The 21,721-nt window shown below is 36.6% G+C and carries 20 protein-coding genes and 1 riboswitch; of the genes, 6 read left to right on the top strand and 14 right to left on the bottom strand.

The annotated features are described in order from the left end of the window. Both PEPE_RS01660 and nagB read right to left on the bottom strand, forming a co-directional pair. The gene (locus PEPE_RS01660; RefSeq protein WP_011673018.1) at positions 1 to 1,200 is read right to left on the bottom strand and encodes an acetate/propionate family kinase; all 1,200 of its coding nucleotides are present in this window, start codon (positions 1,198 to 1,200) and stop codon (positions 1 to 3) included. A 302-nt stretch (positions 1,201 to 1,502) separates the two neighbouring features. Further along, entirely contained in the window at positions 1,503 to 2,213 is a 711-nt protein-coding gene (gene nagB / locus PEPE_RS01655) for a glucosamine-6-phosphate deaminase (protein ID WP_002832768.1), read from the bottom strand. 127 nt (positions 2,214 to 2,340) lie between these two features. Further along, positions 2,341 to 2,452, top strand: a riboswitch (TPP riboswitch). Between the two features lie 93 nt (positions 2,453 to 2,545). On the opposite strand from nagB, the gene PEPE_RS01650 reads away from it, so the two are divergent. The 5 genes from PEPE_RS01650 (at position 2,546) to PEPE_RS01630 (ending at position 5,651) form a co-directional block, all read left to right on the top strand. After that, positions 2,546 to 2,842 (top strand): thiamine-binding protein, encoded by a 297-nt coding sequence (locus tag PEPE_RS01650; RefSeq protein ID WP_011673017.1) that lies wholly within the window; start codon positions 2,546 to 2,548, stop codon positions 2,840 to 2,842. Beyond that, positions 2,814 to 3,587 carry an ABC transporter permease gene (locus tag PEPE_RS01645; RefSeq protein ID WP_041526951.1) on the top strand — a complete coding sequence of 258 codons (774 nt, stop codon included), beginning with the start codon at positions 2,814 to 2,816 and terminating at the stop codon, positions 3,585 to 3,587. The genes PEPE_RS01650 and PEPE_RS01645 overlap by 29 nt, the downstream gene beginning before the upstream one ends. Then, positions 3,574 to 4,584, top strand: coding sequence for an ABC transporter substrate-binding protein (locus PEPE_RS01640; RefSeq protein ID WP_011673015.1), 1,011 nt, complete (start codon positions 3,574 to 3,576; stop codon positions 4,582 to 4,584). The genes PEPE_RS01645 and PEPE_RS01640 overlap by 14 nt, the downstream gene beginning before the upstream one ends. A gap of 20 nt (positions 4,585 to 4,604) precedes the next feature. Next, positions 4,605 to 5,345, top strand: a complete 741-nt coding sequence (locus PEPE_RS01635) for an ABC transporter ATP-binding protein (RefSeq protein WP_011673014.1) — start codon at positions 4,605 to 4,607, stop codon at positions 5,343 to 5,345. A gap of 75 nt (positions 5,346 to 5,420) precedes the next feature. Continuing rightward, entirely contained in the window at positions 5,421 to 5,651 is a 231-nt protein-coding gene (locus PEPE_RS01630; RefSeq protein WP_011673013.1) for a hypothetical protein, read from the top strand. A gap of 68 nt (positions 5,652 to 5,719) precedes the next feature. Here PEPE_RS01630 and PEPE_RS01625 read toward each other — a convergent pair whose 3' ends face one another. The 4 genes from PEPE_RS01625 to gloA2 all read right to left on the bottom strand — a co-directional run bounded on the left by PEPE_RS01625 (position 5,720) and on the right by gloA2 (position 10,247). Next, the gene (locus tag PEPE_RS01625; protein ID WP_011673012.1) at positions 5,720 to 6,343 is read right to left on the bottom strand and encodes an NAD(P)-dependent oxidoreductase; all 624 of its coding nucleotides are present in this window, start codon (positions 6,341 to 6,343) and stop codon (positions 5,720 to 5,722) included. Positions 6,344 to 6,445: 102 nt separating this feature from the next. After that, positions 6,446 to 9,103 carry an MMPL family transporter gene (locus PEPE_RS01620; RefSeq protein ID WP_011673011.1) on the bottom strand — a complete coding sequence of 886 codons (2,658 nt, stop codon included), beginning with the start codon at positions 9,101 to 9,103 and terminating at the stop codon, positions 6,446 to 6,448. A 48-nt stretch (positions 9,104 to 9,151) separates the two neighbouring features. After that, positions 9,152 to 9,718, bottom strand: a complete 567-nt coding sequence (locus PEPE_RS01615; protein WP_011673010.1) for a TetR/AcrR family transcriptional regulator — start codon at positions 9,716 to 9,718, stop codon at positions 9,152 to 9,154. 148 nt (positions 9,719 to 9,866) lie between these two features. Continuing rightward, the gene (gene gloA2, locus PEPE_RS01610) at positions 9,867 to 10,247 is read right to left on the bottom strand and encodes an SMU1112c/YaeR family gloxylase I-like metalloprotein (RefSeq protein ID WP_002832757.1); all 381 of its coding nucleotides are present in this window, start codon (positions 10,245 to 10,247) and stop codon (positions 9,867 to 9,869) included. A gap of 174 nt (positions 10,248 to 10,421) precedes the next feature. Between gloA2 and PEPE_RS01605 the strand changes: the two genes are divergently transcribed. Further along, on the top strand, positions 10,422 to 10,829 hold the full coding sequence (locus tag PEPE_RS01605; RefSeq protein ID WP_002832756.1) for an iron-sulfur cluster biosynthesis family protein: 408 nt from the start codon (positions 10,422 to 10,424) through the stop codon (positions 10,827 to 10,829). Positions 10,830 to 10,886: 57 nt separating this feature from the next. On the opposite strand, the gene PEPE_RS01600 is transcribed toward PEPE_RS01605, so the two are convergent. From PEPE_RS01600 to PEPE_RS01565, 8 genes are all read right to left on the bottom strand, one after another. Beyond that, on the bottom strand, positions 10,887 to 11,741 hold the full coding sequence (locus PEPE_RS01600; RefSeq protein ID WP_011673009.1) for a nucleotidyl cyclase domain-containing protein: 855 nt from the start codon (positions 11,739 to 11,741) through the stop codon (positions 10,887 to 10,889). Then, on the bottom strand, positions 11,725 to 13,758 hold the full coding sequence (locus PEPE_RS01595; protein ID WP_011673008.1) for a cellulose biosynthesis cyclic di-GMP-binding regulatory protein BcsB: 2,034 nt from the start codon (positions 13,756 to 13,758) through the stop codon (positions 11,725 to 11,727). Before PEPE_RS01595 ends, PEPE_RS01600 begins: the two co-directional genes overlap by 17 nt. Positions 13,759 to 13,789: 31 nt before the next feature. After that, positions 13,790 to 15,019 (bottom strand): glycosyltransferase family 2 protein, encoded by a 1,230-nt coding sequence (locus PEPE_RS01590; protein ID WP_041525452.1) that lies wholly within the window; start codon positions 15,017 to 15,019, stop codon positions 13,790 to 13,792. Between the two features lie 36 nt (positions 15,020 to 15,055). Next, a complete protein-coding gene (locus PEPE_RS01585; protein WP_011673006.1) occupies positions 15,056 to 16,606 on the bottom strand; it encodes a hypothetical protein in 1,551 nt (516 codons plus the stop codon). Further along, a complete protein-coding gene (wsfD, locus tag PEPE_RS01580; protein WP_011673005.1) occupies positions 16,599 to 18,086 on the bottom strand; it encodes a glycan biosynthesis hexose transferase WsfD in 1,488 nt (495 codons plus the stop codon). Before wsfD ends, PEPE_RS01585 begins: the two co-directional genes overlap by 8 nt. Positions 18,087 to 18,099: 13 nt before the next feature. Further along, positions 18,100 to 19,227: an LptM family lipoprotein gene (locus tag PEPE_RS01575; protein WP_011673004.1), complete on the bottom strand. Its 1,128-nt coding sequence runs from the start codon at positions 19,225 to 19,227 to the stop codon at positions 18,100 to 18,102. A 171-nt stretch (positions 19,228 to 19,398) separates the two neighbouring features. After that, positions 19,399 to 20,787 (bottom strand): flavocytochrome c, encoded by a 1,389-nt coding sequence (locus PEPE_RS01570; RefSeq protein ID WP_011673003.1) that lies wholly within the window; start codon positions 20,785 to 20,787, stop codon positions 19,399 to 19,401. Between the two features lie 14 nt (positions 20,788 to 20,801). Continuing rightward, entirely contained in the window at positions 20,802 to 21,716 is a 915-nt protein-coding gene (locus tag PEPE_RS01565) for a dihydroorotate dehydrogenase (RefSeq protein WP_002832748.1), read from the bottom strand. Positions 21,717 to 21,721: the final 5 nt, after the last annotated feature.

Raw genomic sequence — 21,721 nt, 5'->3', positions numbered from 1 at the left:
TTAGTCCCCCATTTTTTTAAACTTTTCAACATCGCGAGCAATCGCCAATTCTTCATCAGTTGGAATTACCATGACTTGGACAGCCGAGTCTTCCGCACTAATGAAACGTTCTCCACGTTTTTCATTAAGCGCTTGGTCAAGTTTAACATTGAAAATTCCTAATTTAGAAGTAATTTTTTCACGCATTGGAACACTATTTTCACCAATTCCTGCTGTAAATACAATTCCATCTAAACCACCCATTTCAGTTGCATAGGAACCAATGTATTTCACAATATTATTAACAAAAATATCGATGGCCATTTGTGCACGATGTTCACCTTTTTCAGCGGCATCAATTATATCACGCAAATCAGGTGACATTCCTGATAGTCCTAGCAAACCAGACTTCTTATTCAAAATAGTTAAGATGTCTTCCGGATTAGTAATATTAAGTTTTTGCATTAAGTAAACTACTAAAGAGGCATCAATATCACCAGAACGGGTTGCCATAGTAATCCCTGCTAGAGGTGTAAAGCCCATTGATGTATCAAATGATTTTCCATCCTTGATAGCTGTAATTGAACTACCAGCCCCTAAATGTAAGGTGATTATTTTTAGTTCTTCTAATGGCTTGCCCATCATCTTAGCCGCACGACCTGCTACATATTGATGACTAGTACCATGAGCACCGTATTTACGAGCCCCATATTTTTCATAGTATTCATAAGGAATACTGTAAAGATAATTTTTTTCAGGTAACGTTTCATGGAAAGATGTATCAAAAACTGCCACACTAGTGATATCTGGTAAAACCTTCTTGAAAGCACGGATTCCTGTAGCGTTAGCTGGATTATGCAAAGGCGCATATTCTTTTAAGTCTTCGATTTGCTTTAAGACTTTGTCATCAATTAAAGCAGAATCTTGGAAAATTTCTCCACCCGCAACTACTCGGTGTCCTACACCGGTAATTTCACTGTAATCTTTAATAATATCTAATTTTAATAGCTCTTTTAAGAGTAAATTAACTGCTTCTTCATGATTTTTAATTGGTTGGTCAATTTCAACTTTTTTACCATCAGTGGTCTTAATCGTGAAGTTTGATCCTGGAATACCGATCCGATCGACAGTTCCTGATGAAATAACCTTTTCTTCCGGCATTTCAAATAATTTAAACTTAAGGGTTGAGCTTCCCGCATTGATTGCAATTGTCTTTTCCAACTTAAATAGCTCCTTCTCTCATAATAATAGCTTATTGTAACGTATTATCTGTTTGTAAGCTTGTAAAATTCATCGTTAGAATTTTTAAATATTATTATTTATTGATATTTCAATGTATTTTGGTTTTAAAATGTCGTAAAAACTTTTTTTAAGCGTGACGTTTTAGCTTCAAGTATCCCACCAACATACTATTTCATAATATCTCTTTGCGTAAACGTTTTCAACTATCAACAAATTTTACATTTTGACTGCAATAAAAAAAGCCTAACACAAAGACTTTATGTTAGGCTGAATATTTTAAATTATTTGTTTGAAAGCTTGCTAGCAGCTGCTTCATCAATAATAACAGTAACGTTATCATGGTTTTGAAGAACACTAGCTGGTAAGTCAGTTGTGACAGGACCTTCGATCATACCTTTGATTGCATCAGCTTTGTCTTCGCCGTAAGCTTCGATCAAAATATGCTTACTCTTCATAATTGAAGCAAGTCCCATTGAAATAGCATAACGTGGAACGTCTTCTTCATGTTCGAAGAAACGAGCGTTAGCATCAATTGTTGATTGAGTTAGTGACACTTTGTGAGTTGTACTGTCTGCAGGTGTACCTGGTTCGTTAAAACCAATGTGACCATTACGTCCGATACCAAGGATTTGTAAATCAATTGGGTTATCTTCGATAATTTGGTCATAGTGCTTGGCTTCGGCTTCAAGATCTGCTGCACGACCATTTGGTAAGTATGAGTGCTTGAATGGTTTAGCATTGAAGAGGTTTTCGTGCATAAAGTAATCATAACTTTGGTCACTATCTTCTGGCAAACCAACATATTCATCTAAATTGATTGAGATTGAGTCCGTAAAATCTAGATCACTCTTAATAATTTCTTGATAAGTGGTAATCGGTGTACTACCAGTAGCTAACCCAAATGTTGTTGCTCCATTTTTCTTTGCATCAGCAAATAGTTTGTATCCTTCTTTTCCGCCTTCTACGTTATCTTTAACAATAATAACCTTCATGATCAAATCTCCTTTTTCGTTTTTGGTATAGTCCAATTATAAAATGGTCTAAACCAAAATGCAAGGATTTATCCTAAAAAATTAAAAATAACTTTCTCTTTACTTATTTAGAATTTAAGATATACTGATTTTGTAACAGGGGTGCTGGGCTTTACCTGGCTGAGATTAAAACTAAATGGTTTTTGACCCTCGAACCTGATATGGATAATGCCAGCGCAGGAAGACTCAATTGTAATATTAGAATGATTATTTTCTAACACAAGATGCAGTGAAGCTGGCTTTTTAAGCCGGCTTTTTTTGTACCTAAATTTTAAAAATGGAGGAATTTATTTATGAACACAAGTGTCGCAATTCAAGTCCTTCCTATAATGGAAGACGAAAAGAAGCTAGTCGCCGCCGTCGACCAAGCTATCAAATATATAAAATCTACCGGTGTTAATTATCAAGTAGGTGCTTTTGAAACCACCCTTGAGGGCGACTATGATCAATTGATGGAAATCGTTAAGAATATTACTAAAATAACTGCTGACGCTGGCGCTCCGCAAGTAATGTCTTATGTAAAGATTAATTACAAACCAGAAGGACAGGTTCTTGGCATTCATGAAAAAACTGACAAATACCAGCATTAATTTTCTACCTATCGTAGCTGTTTTATTAATCTTAGCCATTTGGCAAGCAATTAGTTTCTTCCAGATTATCCCTGAATTCCTGTTACCATCCCCACTTTCGGTTTTAGAAGTTTTTAAAAGTGACTATTCCGCCTTATTTTCAAACTCATTAGTTACTCTGATCGAAGCATTTTGGGGACTATGCTTTGGAGTGCTTTTAGGAGTTGGATTAGCCTTAATCATGGATTTATTTCATCCCATTTATAAAGCGCTTTACCCGTTGCTAGTGATTACTCAAACCATCCCCACCGTCGCGATTGCACCTTTATTAATCCTTTGGTTCGGTTATGGCATTTTGCCAAAAGTAGTTTTAGTAGTCGCTACTACTTTCTTTCCGATTGCAGTCGGCATGCTAGATGCTTTTCGTTCAACTGATAAAGATCTCATTACCTTGATGCGTACTTTAGGGGCTAATACACCTAAAATTTATTTTTACATCAAGTTTCCCGATGCAATTGATTCACTTTTTGCTAGCTTAAAAATTTCCGCTTCATATTCATTAGTAGGCGCCGTAGTTTCAGAATGGGTCGGCGGTTTCAATGGTTTAGGGGTTTACATGACCCGTGTCATGAAGGCCTATGCTTACGACAAAATGTTTGCGGTAATCTTTTTAATTTCAATTTTAAGTTTGGCCTTAATTTTACTTGTTAACTGGATTCAGTATCTTATTACCCCATGGAGGAGAACTAATCATGCTCAAGCATAAAAAATTTTTTAGTCTAATCGTCCTTTTACCTATTTTTACGCTATTACTCACTGCCTGTGGAAAATCAAATTCAGCGGCTAAAACTCAAACCATTACGGTTGCCTTAGATTGGACGCCCAATACTAACCATACAGGCCTCTATGTTGCCCAAGAAAAAGGCTACTTCAAAAAACATCATCTAAAAGTAAAGTTTGTTCAGCCTTCTAAAGATAGTGCCGAACAAATCGTAGCTAGTGGCAAAGCTCAAATTGGGATTTCTGGTCAAGATTCCTTAGCTAGTGCAATTGGCAAAAAGAATCCCCTTCCCCTCACTGCCATGGGAGCAATTCTTCAACATAATACTTCAGGAATTATGTCGCGTAAGGCTGATGGAATCACTAGCCCTAAAAAAATGCAAGGCTATCGCTATGCAACCTGGAATACTCCTACAGAACTAGCAACCATCAAACAAGTGGTTAAAGATGATGGTGGTGATTTTTCTAAGGTAAAAACGGTCCCTAACAATATTACTGATGAAGTCGCTGGTCTCAAATCCAAGGCTGCTGATGCAATCTGGATTTTCTACGGCTGGGCAGGTATTAACGCCGAGATTAAAAACTATCCAGTTAATTACTTTAGTTTTAGATCTATTAATCCTGTGTTTGATTACTACACCCCGCTCATTATTGGGAACAATAGTTTCTTGAAGCAAAATCCAAAGGCTGCTAAAGCATTCATGGCTGCAGCCACCGAAGGTTATCAATATGCCACTAAAAATCCTAAAGCTTCTGCTGATTTATTAATGAAGGCCGTTCCAGAACTTAAGAGTAATCAGAAGTTAATTTACAAGAGTCAAAATTACTTATCTAAATACTACTTAACTAAAGACGGCCAATTTGGAAAAATTGACGCTATGCGCTGGAATAACTTTTACAAGTGGCTTAATGATCATAAACTTGTTGAACAAAAACTCGCTAAAAATCAAGGCTTCACTAATCAATACTTACCAAAACAGTAACTTATCGAGGAATAATTACAATGACAGAATTACTTGTACAACATATTAACCAAAGTTTCGGTGACAAGGAAATTCTCCATGATGTTTCTTTATCAGTAAAACCAAACGAAATTGTATCAATTCTCGGGGTCAGTGGGATTGGTAAAACCACCCTATTTAACATCATAGCTGGTATTAATCAACCCAAGTCTGGCAATATCGTCTTTAACGATGAAGATATTACCGGACAAGCTGGGCACCTAGGCTACATGCTGCAAAAAGACTTGCTCCTCCCCTTTCGAACGATTATGAATAATGTAATCTTGCCTGATTTAGTCAAAGGGGTTAAAAAAAGCGCAGCCACTGCCCGTGCCGAACCACTTTTTGAATTTTTTGGCTTAACGGGTTATGAAAATAAATACCCCCATGAACTTTCTGGTGGAATGAAACAACGTGCAGCCTTGCTAAGAACTTTCCTTTCAACTAAGGACCTAACCCTTTTAGACGAACCTTTTAGTGCGCTAGATGAATTAACCAAACGTGGAATTTATCAGTGGTACACCGATATTAGTCGTCAAATGCAGAATTCAACCTTACTAATTACCCATAGCGTTGATGAAGCCATTACTTTATCTGATCGTATTTATATCCTGAGTGGTAAACCAGCTACCATCAGCCATGAAATTAAAATTACGTCTGCCAAACGTAAACAGGCCGATTTTGAGCTAACTGCCGATTTCATTCACTATAAAAAAGAAATTTTGGATATATTAAATCCTTAAATTAGAGTCCATTTCGGTTGTTGATAGCGTTAACATCCGCTATAGTTAAGGTAGCACAACAAGGAGGTGGACTTAATGAGTGAAACCATTTTATTTAATCCCGGAGATTCAATTGGTAACTTCCATGATTATAATGAAGCTGTTCGTAAGGGACATCTATACAAACAAAAGCAACGTCAAGACGATGATCTAGTAATTGTTAATAATCCTAGTAAAAATGAGGAGTACGCTATTTTCTACGTTAAGGATCGTCATCCCGAAAAAACTGAAAACAGCATCGAATACGATGTTAGCAAAAAGATTTAAAATTTCAGAAAACAATTAAAAAGATGGAATCATACCTCGTTTAAAATCGGGCATGATTCCATCTTTTTTTACCAAACTATACTTAAATGTTCACAGTTATGTTCTCCAGTTTCAATTTCATCTAACATAGCAATTGCATAATCCGCATAACTAATTTCGCTTTTACCGTTAGCATCACTCATTAGCATTTCATTTCCTAAAACGTAATGTCCCTTCTTGGGACCATCAGCTTTAAAATCAGCCGCTGGACTAATATAAGTCCAATTCAATCCATTCTGATTCTCTAAAACTTCTAGTCCTCTTCCCATCATGATTGAAGTGGGCTTAAACACTTCTGGAAATGTCGGAGTTTCATAAAGATGGGTAATATGATCATCGACGTATAGGCTTCCTGCCCCACCCACTACAAATAATTTAACTGACGTTCCTGTCAAAATTTTTACTAAGTGCTCAATTGATGTCAAAAATTGTTCTTCTTTTCCTTCGGCCGCTCTAAATGCATCAACTACTACATCGAAATTTTCTAAATCAGTTGTAGTCAAATCAAATAAATCTTTTTGTAAAATTGAAACATCCATTTTAACTCGGTCTGGATGACGGACGATGGCGGTCACTTCGTGCCCACGCTGAACTGCTTCTTTAGTAATCAATGCGCCGGCTTTGCCACTTGCCGCAATAATCCCAATCTTCATGAAACATCACCTCACCTAATTATTTATACCCCCAGAATAAACGAGTTATTAATCGTAAGCAAATAAAAAGCCGTAACCCCAAATAGAGTTACGACTTTATGATTAATTTTTTCTTGGATAAGTTAAACGAATTAAACTACTATTCATTGCTGGAATTAAGAAGACTAGTATAACCAGACCACTAATTACCCCAACAGCAACTTGCGTCAAGGTCAGAACTCCTGCTGGAATTAAGGCAGCAAATGTTCCCCCTAGGATAATTGCAGCTGAAATTACCACCGTTCCAATAATTCCTGCTGATTTAACAATTCGATCTCCAGCATCCTCGTTACCAAATTCACGGTACTTCATCATCAAGAAGATACTGTAATCTACTCCAAGGGCAACCAACATTACAAAGGTGAAGAAAGGTACATTCCATCCTAATAGATTTTCACCAAGGAATGTACTACTAATAAAGCGTGTAATTCCTAGTCCACCTACGTATGCTAGTAGCAATGAAGCAATGATATAGAATGGTTGTAAGATAGAGCGCGTTACTAACATCAATGCAAGCGTAATGCCAACTAACATAATTACTGCACTACGTAAGAAATCTTGATTAGCAATACTTGATGTATCAGAAGTTTCAGAAGTTTGACCACCAATCGAAACGGAAGCTTTCTTCAATGAAGTTCCCTTGATATTGTTGTTAATCATCGTTTGCAGACTTTCAACTTTTTTAATCGACTTAGCAGTTAATGGATCTGAATCTAAGACCACCGTGATCTTAGCGGCCTTTTTATTTGAAGATAAGTAGACATCTTCTGAATCTTTAAATGTATCACTTTCTAACACTGCTTTAGGCACAAATAATGTGTTAGATGCAGATGAATCTTGAAGTTCTTTCAAGTAATCATTGGATTCAGATAGCCCGTCATTTAGTTTACCAACACTGCCACCAGCGGTTGCCATTTTTTGTTGTTGTCCCTTAAGTTCATTTCCAAGAGTTTGAGCATCATTACCGATTGCTTGGGTATAAGTGGCAATTGCTTGAAGGCGAGTTTGCATTGAACTTACTGAAGCCATTTCTTGGCTAGCTGCTCCAGAAAGAATCGTCATTTGTGTTTGTGATAATGGTTGACCAGCCGCTGCCATCTTTTGTTGTAAGGCCGTCATCAATTGTTGACCACTTACAGAGCTACCACTAGTTGATTGGATACTCTTCAACTCTTGCCCAATTAAGGTCGCTTTAGCACCGATATCTTCAAGTTGACTAGCATCAAAATCTCCACCAGTTAAACCTTTTTGAAGTTCTTTTAAGCCCGCTTGGGCCTTGCTTGTTTGGGAAGTCAACGTCTTCAATTGATCATTAACATAAAGCTGATCTAACTTATCGCCACCTGGTTGAGTAACTGATGCAACCGTCTTGATTCCATCAATACCTTTAATTTGGTTAGTTAAGTTATCAATAACTCTTAAATCACTTTCATTATCAAGCTTGTGATTGCTCTTGATATAGATGGTAGTAGGTTCCGCCGTTCCTTTGCTAAAGTGCTTTTGCACCGTTTTAAATCCTTGCTTAGCAGAATAATTAGCTGGTAGTTCAACGACTGTATCATAATTAAGTTTATTGTTATAAGTTAACAGCATTGGAATTGCTAAAATTACGATGATGCCTAAAGCAATCAATGGATTTTTAGCTGAGTGTCCTGAAAGCCAATCCCACAACTTACTGTGGTTTGATTCTTTTGAATTATGACTAGGCCAGAATACCTTATTCCCGAGTAGTGACATAAAGAAGGGGTTAACGGTCAATAATGCTAGTAGTAAAATAGCAACCCCAATTCCAACCCCCGTTGCCGAACGGTAAATGGAGAACTTAGCCAATGCTAAAGTCAAGAATCCTAATAGAACGGTACTTCCTGAATAAAGAATCGTTTTTCCTGCCACCTTAAGTGAATGCTTCGTGGCAGTTTCTTTATCCATCCCCTCAATCAAATCATTCTTGAATTGGTTATAGAGTAAGATATTGTAATCTGTCCCGATTCCAAACATAACAACGACCATGAAAACTTGGGTAAAGTTTGAAATCGTAAATCCTGTATATTTAGCTAAATTCATCACTGCTGATAAAGCAACGATGAAAGATAGTCCAACAGTTCCTAAAGAAATTAAAGGAACAATTGGGGAACGGAAGACTAGAATTAGCACAATCAAAATGAAGACGATGGCAATAACTTCAGTCTTTTTAAGCCCCTCTTCAATAGCTACCGAGAAATCATCATTTAAGATATCACTACCAGTTACGTAAGTTTTCACTCCGCTCGTCTTAACTTCTTTAACCAGCTTTTGATTCATCTTCCGCACTGAATCCCGCTTACCTACATCTAGTTGCACCAACTGGGTTGATTTATCTTTTGAAATTAATTGCTTCTTAGTTGCCTCACTATCGTTAGGAGCAGTAACTCCTTTAATATCATACTTAGATTTATTATCTTTGATTTTATCAATAGTGTCATTGATACGATCTTTTTGCTTATGGGTTAAAGCTTGGTCACCATTATTAAAGACCAAAACGACCTGGCGCGTATTGCTAATTTTGTGGCCCCAATCTTTTTGGATGGTTTTAGCAACTTGGCTTTTAGCCGTATCCGGAATTTTGGTTTGACCTTTTTCAGCTACTAAGCTAGAAATATTAGGTAACATTACGATTCCTAAAATCAAAACGATAATCCAAGTCACAAACTTGGCAATGTTTTGTTTGATATACTTACTCATACTCTTCTCTCCTATCTATAATTAATCAATTCACTCTTCTCTTAATGCTTATTTCCCTAGTAACTCATCAACATATTCCATCGCTTCTCTCTTAGACAATGGATGATTCTCGATGAAAATCCACTTAAGTACCAACAAAATCGTATTACTATAATGCTTTGCTACTAATTCTAGTGGTACTTTCGAAGTTTGATTTTTTAGATGTTGCTTTAAAATCGTAATAGCCTCGTTTTTAAAGTACTCATAAATGCTGCTCACGATCGAACTATTATTAGCATTATGCTTTGCTAATTGAGTTAATAGTTCCCGATGCTGATCCATGGCCTCAAAGATTTGACCCAATACATATTCTTGAAGATCTTCGTCAGCAACGTCATGATACTGCTCAATATTGCTTTCTTCTTTGAATAATAACCAACAATAATTCAATAAATCTTTTTTATCTTCAAAATAGTTATAGAAAGTTGCCCGCGGGAAATTACTAATCTTACAAATTTCATTAATGCTAATATCGTCATACGATTTTTCCGCTAGTAGCTTATACATCGCATCCGAAAATGCTCTTAAAGTTCTTTGCGCTCCTTTGGTTGATTTTTTCGTCAAATCATATTTCATTTATTCCCTCCAAAAATGTTTTTCTCGATAAACTATTCTATCTCCACATATTTATTTTTGCAACAGTTTAAATTTAGACATGTGTAAAAATACGTTTTCATACAAAAAAAGTTACGATAAAATTAATTATCGTAACTCTGCCTTGGTATCATTCATGTAATTCTAAAGGTAACCCATCTGGATCGAAGAAAAACGTCATCTTTTGCTGATTCAATTCATCCCGCCGAATATCTTCAACTTTAATCCCGACGGAACGTAAATAGTCTACATCTTTTTCGATGTTATCCGTAGCAAACGAAATGTGGCGTAGCCCCGCTGCTTCAGGATATGAAACCCGCTGAGGAGCGTCTGGTTTGATAAAAATTTCAAACATCAAATCTCCATATTTTAAATCTAGTTTTACGTCGTTTCGATCTACGCGTTCCGTTTCTGCAACTACTTCCATCCCTAATTTATGAACATAAAATTCTTTAGCTAAAACGTAGTCCGTACAAATAATTGCGATATGATTAACAGCCCTAACTTCCATCTGGTTCCTCCCCAAAACTTGTTTCCTTCATTTTAGCCTGAAGGGCTAGCTAGAACAACTGATTTAATTTACCGAACCAAATCCTGAGCACAATATTTAACTTCTGTTTTAAATTAAGGTAATATCAAGTCGTAGGAGCTCAGTGTTTGTTTTACGCATAGGAGGAATTTTATTATGAAAATTAATATTACAGAGAATGCAAAAGATTATTTATTAAAGAAAGATATCGACGGTAAGCATATCTTCTTAGCACTTGATGATGGTTCTAGTAAATTTTCAAAATTAGGTGGATCATGTGCTATTGGTAATAAATTCCAACTAGTTATCTCATCTGTTCCTGATCAAGCTTACACGGATACAATTGAAAACGATGCGGATCTTAATCTTACTACTGGTAAAGAAGAGGCTAATTATTTAGGTAATGGGCTAAAATTAGATTATAAAATGGGACTGCTTAAACTCAGTGATGATAGTAGCATCTTAGATGGTGCCGTTACTGTTCAAAATTACGAACCAACAGATGCCCAAACTAAAGACGAACTCGCTAAAGATATGAAAGATATTGGTAATAAAATTTGCTAATAAAAATAAAGAGCCTTAACTTCTTTTTCTGAAGTTAAGGTTCTTTTTTATGCTGCTCTAAACATCATATTGAGTTTCTTTAATTCCATCATTCATTAAATCATATGGATTACTCATTTCCTCTGCGTTCCATTCTGAAACACCCACAACCATTGAAATAGCGAGATTCACTAACTCTGAGCTTTCCTTAATCCGTTTTTCAAACGCATCTTTAGCCCGTTGTCCAGCGATTCTTCCTCCAGTAGCATTAGTGTACAAAAGAATCGCCCACGTCGGATCTTCATTTTCCAAAATATAGGTAATATCATTATCACGCGTCGAACTTTTGATTACCTCTGAAGCAATTTGTAATAAAAGCTGAAGTTGGCGATCACTCATCATTCTCCGTAAATCATTAAAATATCTTATTTTAATAATTAGCGTGGATACGGGAATCTCAAAGCGTCGACTAGTTTCAATAAATACTCCGGCATCTTCCACATATGCAACCATCGTCCGCAAATTAGTTTGTTGATCAAAGGCGCCCCGCTCTACCAAAGCCGCATGTAAATCACTATTCGCCTTTTGCAACGCAATCTGACTCCGTGTTGAAAGATACATGGTCAGTGAAATCAACAACGGCATGATTAGCCAGAAAAGCAACGACCACTGAATTTCGTGATTCAAACCAAAATATTCATACAACATAACTACGGTTTGGAAAGCAATAAACACCATATTTGCTAATAAGCTGGGAATAATTCCCATAAAGTAAGTTACAATTAAAATTCCCATAGTGATGATTAAATAAATTATATTCACAACGATGTTTTGAGAAAGCATCATCAAAACGGCCGTAATGCTAAGCATTAATAAAAGTAGGAGTAGACCAATATCTTCATACAAACGATCTTTGCTATTTTTGTTTTGCATTCTTACGACCTCCATTCATCATGGCTTGCTTTCTAAAAACTAGGTAAACTCCAAAACCAATGACAATCAAAGCTAAAAAGACAATTCCCAAATAAATAATTAATTGACTATTATTACTAATGGTCCGCTTGTGTTCTAAATTTCGATCAATATACTTGTTTTTCTTGAAGCGATAGCTATAGTGGTTGTTATTTTGATCTACCACAATTGCGTCGCCTGTAAATTGATCGATATTCTTTTTAAAATTAAGCTGTGTCGAAGCTAGATAACTGGCTTCCGGAGTAGCCCCCGTTAGGACTAGAATGCCCTTTTTACTATTTTCAGGAGAACGAATTAGTTGCGCTGTTCCAATCGTCTTGCCATAATCTTCCTCAATACTGAGCTTTTCATTAGAAACAAATCCTCGATAGTCATCAGAATATTTGAAATACAAATCTTTATTCAAGGATTTAATCATTGCATTATTAGAAGGGGTCCCAAGTACAATTAAATTATCATTAATCATTGTATCCTGATTAGGCTGTTCAGTATAAAATTTAATTTTTCCAGTATTACTCTTAGCGTAAGCACCCATCAAGTTAAAAATATTTGTTAAACTCTTGAAGTCTATCGCAGTTAATTTTTTAGGTATAACCACTGCTAAGTTGTTATATGTTTGGTTCTTCATAAAGATTGTGGGATAGTTGGTAAAGAGTAAATCGTTACTCTTTTCTGATTTAACCTTCATTTCAGAATTCGTATCTACTTCTGCCCAAGGGGTTTCAGAGTTATCTGAAATTTCTTGATCCTTCATTTCCAAATCAAAAGCTACTCGGACTTCAAAGCTGTTTCCTAAGGAAGTCCCTTTAGGAACCTCCAAAGTAACTTCGTCTCCATTAGCTTTAGCAGCGGTTAATTTTTTACTTCCTAAGGTTGTATCGTTAACGTACACCGTCACTAAGGAACGTTTGAAGTTAAGGTTTTTGCTATATCGAAAATGTAATTTCACTTCGGAACCATCAGCGTTTGTTCGGTCATTAGGCAATGTTACCAAATAATTGGTTTCATGATGACTAGCACCTTTAATCTTATCAATGACATTGGTTAGTTGATACTTACCTCTATCTTGAACTTTAGACATAAAGGTATTTGTTAAATACGAAATCATTTCTGTACTCTTATTCGTCTGTTGCATTAGTTCTGGATTAGCAAAAAACTGGGAAGCCTTTTTTAATAAGCCATCTGTTTTGGCCGTTACAATTAAATAATCACCTTTTTTAGTATAGTGAGTTTTAATTACCGCTCTTTTCTCAACGTCTTTTTCGCTAATTTCCTGCTTCAAAGCTTTAGGAAGATTATCATATTTAGCGACATACAAGATATAATCACCTTTAGTAGCATCCATATTTGTATTTTGGACAACACTGATTTGGTTATTGTTTGTAGTAGTTGCGTGCGAGATACCTGTTAGAGCAGTCATACCAGCCGCTAATTCAGCTTTAATTGGTTGATCAGGGGTGACAATTTTTGAGTGCTGATTAGCTATTGTATCTTCACCAGAAAAATGATCATAAAATGAACGCAATGTGTTTTCTGGATCTTTTACTTCATATTTAAAATTCATATTAGTACCAGACTTAATTGTTAGCCAATTAGCTGGAGTTTGTGCTAAATCATAATTCTTAGCATCTTTTTTATTTAAAATTTGTCCTTTAATTTCAAGTTTATTAGTACCTTGCAGGAGTTCTAGCGGAATCTCAACAGCTTTACTCTGAAAACCACTCTTATGCTCTGGACGAAATGAATAAAATTTAACGCCGTTCATTGATAACGTGATATCAGACGTTGTTTTATCAGCTAACTGTGAAACTTGATAATTAAAATTAAAGGTAGCTTTTTTAACGTTCCAATAATCCATCTTGGTAAAGTACATGCTCGTTGCTGTTGATTTACCAGATAAAGTTGTTGTATCATTTTGAAAATTTTGAGTATAAGTTAGGTCTTCAGCATGTACTTGGCCCACGCCAACTAATGACATTAATAATATCGTTAATGTTAAAATAATTAATTTACTTATACCGCTTAGTTTTATACCATTTTGCTTGTTTATGAAAGACTTGTTCACGAATATACCCCACCATTCCGTATGCTGCGACTGCTAACCACATTTGACTGTATACCAAATACATAAAAATAATATAAAGAATATTGCTAAAACGCATTTCACCCTTTTCGGTTGTAACCGTGACAAAGGTACTGATGATAAACATTATTATTCCAAATAACCACAAAGCATTACTAAAACCTTGTAAATCTGAATGAGCCAACCCAGCGACTGAAAGAACAAAAACTACATCAGATAGAATCAAAGCGGTCATCAATAAAAAGTACGTTGACAAGAAATAGAGTAAGTCAAAGCGAATGGGACGTCCGGCCTTTTTAAAGAGTAATTTGGCATTTTTAACGACCACGTAAATGTTTCCTTTCACCCAGCGCGTTCGCTGATGGAACCACACATCTAAGGTTTGTGGTTCCTGTTCCCAAGTAACCGCACGCGGCTGAAACTTAATTTGATATCCCATCTGGTAGACCCGAAAACTAATTTCCGTATCTTCCGCTAAGGCTTTAACATCCCAACCACCAATTTTTTCTAAAATTTCGCGTCTAATAACATAATTGGTTCCTGGAATCGTACATAGTTTAAACAGCCGTTGACGTCCCGCTTGAGCCATCCATTGAAACGAAAGTGTTTCAATATTAATAAATCTGGTTAAAATAGTTGCTTCTTTATTTCTAGTTCTAAACTTTCCAATAACCGCCGCTAAACGGTCATTTCCTAAAAGTTCTGCTACTAAAAGACGAAGCGCACCTCGTTCTGGAGTGTTATCTGCATCATAAATTGCAATAACACTTCCTTTGGCTTGCTTCAAACCAATATTTAGGGCATTGGACTTGCCTTTTCCTCCCGTAACATTATCTGTATTAATAACTTTCAAACGTTCTTCGCCAAAATCATTTTGGACTTCTTTTAATAACTCTGCCGAATTATCACTTGAATTGTCATTAATTACAATGATCTCATAGTGATCATGGGGGTAGTCAAAACTGAGCAACGATAAAACAGTTTTAACAATTACGATTCCTTCATTATGTGCAGGTACCATCACCGTCACAAAGGGAATCTTTTCAGGAAGTTGCTTATCCGGTTTGGGAGCTTCTTGGAGATACCACGTATATCCAGCTACCGTTAAAATCAAATTAATTATTAATGTTCCCCAAATGGCAATGATAGCTACCATTAGGAAAAAATCCAAAATTGTGATGATTCACTCCTCCTATCTCTTGAACATATTCTTGTAAATTTTTCTTCCAAAGGCGATAAAAATGATTAAGACGGTAAAGATAATGGCGAAGAACACGGTAATAATTTGCCCTTCAACTCTGAAAAAGCCTTTAAATAGCGCCGGCGTAGGAGTTGGCTTATCAGTATTTTCCATATTTGAATTAACTTCAACTTCCGTCTCCTTACCATTCACCAAATACTGTCCATTTTGAAAAGCAAGTGATGAACTTGCAAAATCAATTTTTGAATTAATAGCTTCATCCGGAGCTTGCCATTCAAAGTTCAACGCTTGAATTTGTTCTTTTAAATTTTTCAACTTAACCTTACTATCAGGCATCTTAAAAGTTAGCGCTGTGGGCATTGCAAATCGTACATCTGCTTGGTGTTTAATTTTATTAAAACTTGAGGCTAGTAATGCTAAATAACTTCGGCTATTGGTACCACCTTGATTATCTTGATCGAGATAAACTACTTTTTTATTAGGAAGTAGCATCTGATAATTAGCTTTTTTCAAAGCACTATTCCTCAAGACTCGATCCTGATTCCAAAAACCTTGGGCACTAATTCCAACTGGATAAACTTGATTTTGTGCCAAATTAAGTAGATAGTTATCAAATAATTCACTCAATTCTCCTGCGTTATCCGCAGTAGCTCCCCCAATCACCGGAGCTTGTAAGAAAATCACACCGCCTCGATCTTCAAGTCTACGTAAATACATGGTAAACCTTTTATACGCGTGCATTTCCGTGTTTTTAGCTACTGTGGAAGTACTGATTGCCAATGGTATACCATGCTTTTCACAGAATACGCTTAATTGATCTAACAGCTTTAGATTACTATAAGGCGAAACATCCGTAATCGTTAACAACGGTTTGGTTTCTTCTTGACGATTAAATAAAATAGCTATCATCTTGCTAGCTGTAATTAATCCCAGTCCTTTATTGTTGAAGAAAGGCAAGTAACCTTGTTTTTGATTAATTACCCCATACTTATAGGATTGACCTTCATTATTTTGCGTCTTTAACATGCCGTAACTCTGTGCTTGTTTTGGAACTCCAGTTAAAACATCCATGCGTTCCACAAATGGCAACATTTCTGTACTGCTATCGTCACTTAAAATGAATTGTTGTTGATAAATCGTCTTTAGCTTAACCTGTAACTGTTTTTGTTCGGTTCGATCTAAGCCTTCACCAATATGAAGTTTAACACCGTCATATTGATTACGATCTTTAACGAAAGTTGGATTATCCAGTGACGCTTGTTTCCAGTTAATCATGGTAATTACCCCTTGATAACTATGGTTTAACTCACCTTTTTGATATTCACTTTCTTTAACTGTCTTAACTTTAAGTCCCATCCCTGCTAACATTCGCTGTAAGGTATCAATCTTTTTTTCACCCTGTTCGACAGTATTTTGAGAATCATAAACGAGCAAAACACGATTATCATCGCGTTCACTACCATGTGCTGTTCGGGTGGCTTGAACTACTCCGCCAAGGGCCATGAAGAAAATCGTTAAAAAAAACATAATTATTTTACGCATCCCCATCTTCCTCCTGTTCAGTTAGCCATAATTGATGATTTAGAATGTCTGAAATAAACATTATGAAGGTAAAGTCCAAACTGAGAGGGACCATGAATAAATGTTTGGCTAAATCAGCATCGCCATCACCAATAATTGAAACAATTGGAACAAACACACAAATGGTCATCAATCCCAGCACTAGAAAAAAACGTACAACGCCAAATAATCTTCCAGCTACAAAGTCAATATAAGCACTAACTGCATATACAGCCACAAATGTGATAGCCAAGAGACACAAAAAGGCATATTTTCCTGGAAAGAAAGCTTCCATCAGCGAACTATAAAGTGTAAAAAAGGTGCTCTGTTGACCCGCTTTTTTCCCAGAATCCTTGGTATAATCGCCGACTGCCTTTACTTGAGTAACCATAATATCCTTACTAGCTACATCTAGTAAGCGTAAAAATTGATCAGTATTTCTAGCATAATATTTAATAATCCACGCAAAGTTGTATTTTTCAATTAAATGTTTTCTAACGTAGTGAGAACTTGGGTCAACGGTATCAAAAGTTTTAGCATAATAGTTTTGCTCCCGCATTAAGGCAAATTGCTCACTCAGCCCACTTTTGGCAATATTTTTACTCGGATCTCCCGTTTCCATCAAAACTCCATGAGAAAATGATTGATATTGATTAACGTCGTTGAATTCTTTATTGATTAAACTATACGTCAGAACTCCCGCTCCCAAAGTAGCAACAACACCACCCATAACAGCTAATTTCTTAGCCTTTTTTAAACCGGGCAGGAAAAAGAGCCCCACTGACATGACTCCAAAACTTAGTGCTAAAGGAGCATTTTGTTGTTTACTAGTAATTAAGACCACAACACTAATAAAGTAGGTTAATAACAATTTCCAGCGTTTAGAATAATCTCCACGGGCTAATAAAATGAGAGACCCTACCACATACAAGAATGAAATTAACATTCCCGGTTCAGCGAAAAAGGAATTAAAATACAGAATAAATGAAGCATCCGCAAAGATAAGTACTACTAGAATTGCAATCACATAACTTCGTATACGTCGCCAAGTTCCGGTTAATGCTTTAGTTAATAGGTAGATACCAGGTAAAAAAGCTACATAATAGACGATACCTAACAAGCGAATATCAAAGTAACGATGACTATAAAGTAACTTATTTAGTATTACAGCGGCTTTAACGAAAAGCGCTTGAGATGAAAAAACAGCAACGTTATTTTCATTAAAATACTTTAAAATCCCAAACTTAGTTACCACATAACCAATATACTGATTATCCTTGGTTGGTAGTCGATAAATCCCGTTACTTAACATTGCCCGATAAAAATCTCCATTATCGGCATAGCCATTAATCGGTGGTATAAAGAGAATGACAGCACAAATAATCGCTGCCAAAGCCGTTGCAACGGCAGCAGGTGATATATGTTTTTGAAATACCCTCCAACTGTTTTTAATCGAAACCATTTCATCCCATCCTTTAGTATTGCGATGTTAACAATGCCAATAGGTTATTAAATGAGTAAGCGTCATTATCTTTTGTATCACCTAATGCCCCATAAATTTTTGAATTCTTATTTCGAACCTGATCATCCCAAACCAAGTTCATGGCCTTTTGATAATATTTACGATCACCATTTCTGGCGAAAATCATTGCTGCTATAGCATAATTACCTGTTGATTGGTCATGGTCCTCGATTGCTCCAGCAGTAGTGTAACTGTTATATAACTTCTTATTATCAATTTGCATTTTTAACCAGCTGACTGTTTCAGGTTTCATCTTACCAATTTCAGCCAAATGCAGGACTGTAATCAAAGCTTCTGAAGTATTCAGATTTTTCGTGCCATATTGGTTTGTTTTCCAGTTGTAGCTCGGAGCGTACAAAGGAAAAATATCTCCCAGATATCCTTTTTCAACTAGCTTTAATTGTTCTCGATAATATCCCCGCTCTTTTTTAGATACAGATTCAAAGTACTTTAGGGTAGCCAAATCATAGTAGGCTAAAGAACTTTCGTTACTAGCTTTTTTAGTACGTACATCATAAAAATTAAGTACCCGTGCTTTTTGAATGCTTGTCGTTTGTAGCATAGCAAACCGTTCAGCCGCTTCGTGTCGATATTTTTTACTATTATTATTTTGCGCATAAATTTGTAAAGCACGAATAATTCTTAAATCATCCAGCGTAGCATTCACATCGGACTTTTTCTTAGTCTTACCATCGATGCGATAACTAAATTGCCGACCTTGATCAAAATATTTCTTGGTATTTTTGTAGAACTCCCGAAAAGCCTTATTTTGATGAGTTTGCGCCAAGTATTCTAACCATAAACCTGATGATTCAGATAACATATCATGTCCCGTGGCATTATCGGATTTTTTTTGATTATTATTAAAATTCGTGTAGATACCAGCTTTTTGAACCATTGAATCTTTTAAAAAATTATGTAACAATTCGATGTTTTGTTTGTTTTTATGATACTGCGTTGTAATGGTTAAATAATCGGCGTCTGCTTTAGGAATCTTAGTTTGTGGTTGTTTTTGTCCACAACCAACTAAGATTAAGATGCATCCAATCAACATTCCTAAAGAAATGATTTTTCTTCTCAAAGTTTTCTCCTTTACAAAAGTTTTACTCTTCAAAAATTATTGTACTAATAATAATTATAAAAAAAGCATATTTATATTGATTGTCTAAAAAAGGCAAGACCTTGTCAATTGGAACATTTAACAAAATCTTACCTTTAATTTGGTTATATATATATTTGTACATAATATCTATTATAAATTTTTGAATGCTTGGCGAGCAGCTTGCAATCCAAAAACCACTGTTTCGGCGATTGAGTTACCTCCGATACGGTTGTTTCCATGTAATCCACCAGCAACTTCCCCACCGGCATATAACCCTTTGATGGGTTTAAATTTTTTATCTAAAACTTCGGCTTTAGCAGACGTTTTGAGTCCGCCCATCGTATAGTGAATAGCTGGTGCAATATGAATTGCCATATAAGGACCTTCTTCAAAACCATCAACCAAACCCATAGTTCTTCCGAATGCTTCATCCTTACGCTTAGCAACCACATCACTCCACTGCTGCATCGTTTCTTTTAGATTAGCAACTGGTAATCCCAAAGTCTTCGCTAACTCATCAATATGATCACCATGTTGAACTAGACCGATGTGATCGTAAAAACCAATCGCACTGGCTCTTTTAGCTAACGCTGCATTAAATATCAGATAGGCATCTGGTTGGGTTTGAGCGTTAATTGCATCCGTTACAACTTTACGTGTGTCTAGTTCGTTTACAAAGCGATGACCACTTTGATTAACTAAAATTGCGCCTTCCCCACGTACCATTTCACCAATTAAGAATGCATGGTCTCCATCTTGGTAAACGGTGGGATGAACTTGAATTTGGTCCATATCTACCAATTGAGCACCTAAATTCTCCGCTAATTGTAATCCATCGCCAGTCGCCCCAGGGTGATTAGTTGTCTTGTAGTGAACGAGATCGGGACGATATTTTTTAATTAAAGCATCACTAGCAGCAAAACCACCCGTGGCTAGAATGATTGCTGCACTATTAAGTAAATGGTTTGAGCCTTGGGCGTCGGCAAAATCAACTTTAAATTGATGATTATCCCCACAATCAATTTCCCTAACCGTTGCTCCACAAACTACTGGAACCTTTTCTTCAGCTAACTGATTTAGTAGTTGGTGGATTAAATATCCACCAATTGCAGGGGCGCTACTAGGGCGATGGGCCCGCTTCACACTCATTCCACCGGTCAAAGTGATTTCATCTAAAACAACATCATGTTCTTTTAACCACTCAACGGCAGAATCCGCATGACTTGTAAAATATTTCAACATTTCGACATCATTTTGTTTGCCGCCACCTTTATATGTATCTTCATAAAAGGATTCATAACTATCGATAATCCCTTCATGCCTTTGGATTGCTGTTTCAGCGGCGTTCATCCCTGAAGATGCCCGCATAGAGTTTCCACCAGGCTTCTCCATCTTCTCTAGGACAACCACTTTTTTGCCCAACTCAGTCAGTTCTAGAGCACTGGTTAAACCCGTACTCCCAGCTCCGATAATAATTACATCATATTGGCTACTTAAATCATCAATACTTGTTGGTTTAAATTCTACTCGTTCAGTCACTACTAAACCTCCGCTTATTTCTCGGAGCTAAACTCCGCAATGTTGTTAAAGTGATATTGATCCATTGCTGGAACTAAGCCTTGAATAATGTCGTGGCAAGCATGTGGATTACCATAATTTGCTGATCCAACTTGAACAGCCCCTGCTCCAGCTACCATTAATTCTAACGCATCTTTAGCAGAAAATACCCCTCCAACCCCAATAATTGGTAAATTAGTTACTTCGCGTACTTGATGAATCATGCGAACTGCGATGGGATGAATCGCTTTTCCGGAAAGACCGCCCGTCCCATTGGAAAGACGTGGCTTTCTAGTTTCTAAATCAATTTCCATTCCCATTAAGGTATTTATCATTACTAAGCCATCTGCACCGCCCCGTTCAGCAGCTAAAGCAATGGGAACAATTTCAGTTACTCCCGGGGTTAACTTCATGAAGACGGGTTTATTAGGAACTACCGCTTTGATGCGCCGGGTCATATCTTCAACTACAACTGGATCAGTACCAAATGCCAGACCACCTTTAGCAACATTAGGACATGAAATATTAACTTCAATGAACTTCACATTCGGGGCGGTCGCCATGCGTTTAGCTACTTCAACATAATCATCCGGATTAGAACCAGCAATACTTCCAACAATGGGAAGATCCGGATAATTTTCAGCTAACCAAGGGAGTTCGTAAGCTAAAACATGTTCAATACCAGGATTCTTCAAACCGACCGCATTCAGCCAGCCTCCAGTGGTGGCCGCAGTAGTTGGCCACGGATGGCCTGCACGCGGCTCCATAGTTGTCGACTTAATTACGAATGCTCCCAGTTCATTTAAATCAATATTTTTAGCCATTTGTTGTCCATATGCAGCCGTCCCACTAGCATTCATAACCGGGCTTTTTAACTTGACTCCAGCAATTGTCGTTTCTAAGCGATCCATTTGTT

This window comes from Pediococcus pentosaceus ATCC 25745 (genome assembly GCF_000014505.1).
Taxonomy (GTDB): Bacteria; Bacillota; Bacilli; order Lactobacillales; family Lactobacillaceae; genus Pediococcus; species Pediococcus pentosaceus.
Note: the sequence above shows the minus strand (reverse complement) of the source record. Positions and strands in the feature narration are given on the sequence as shown.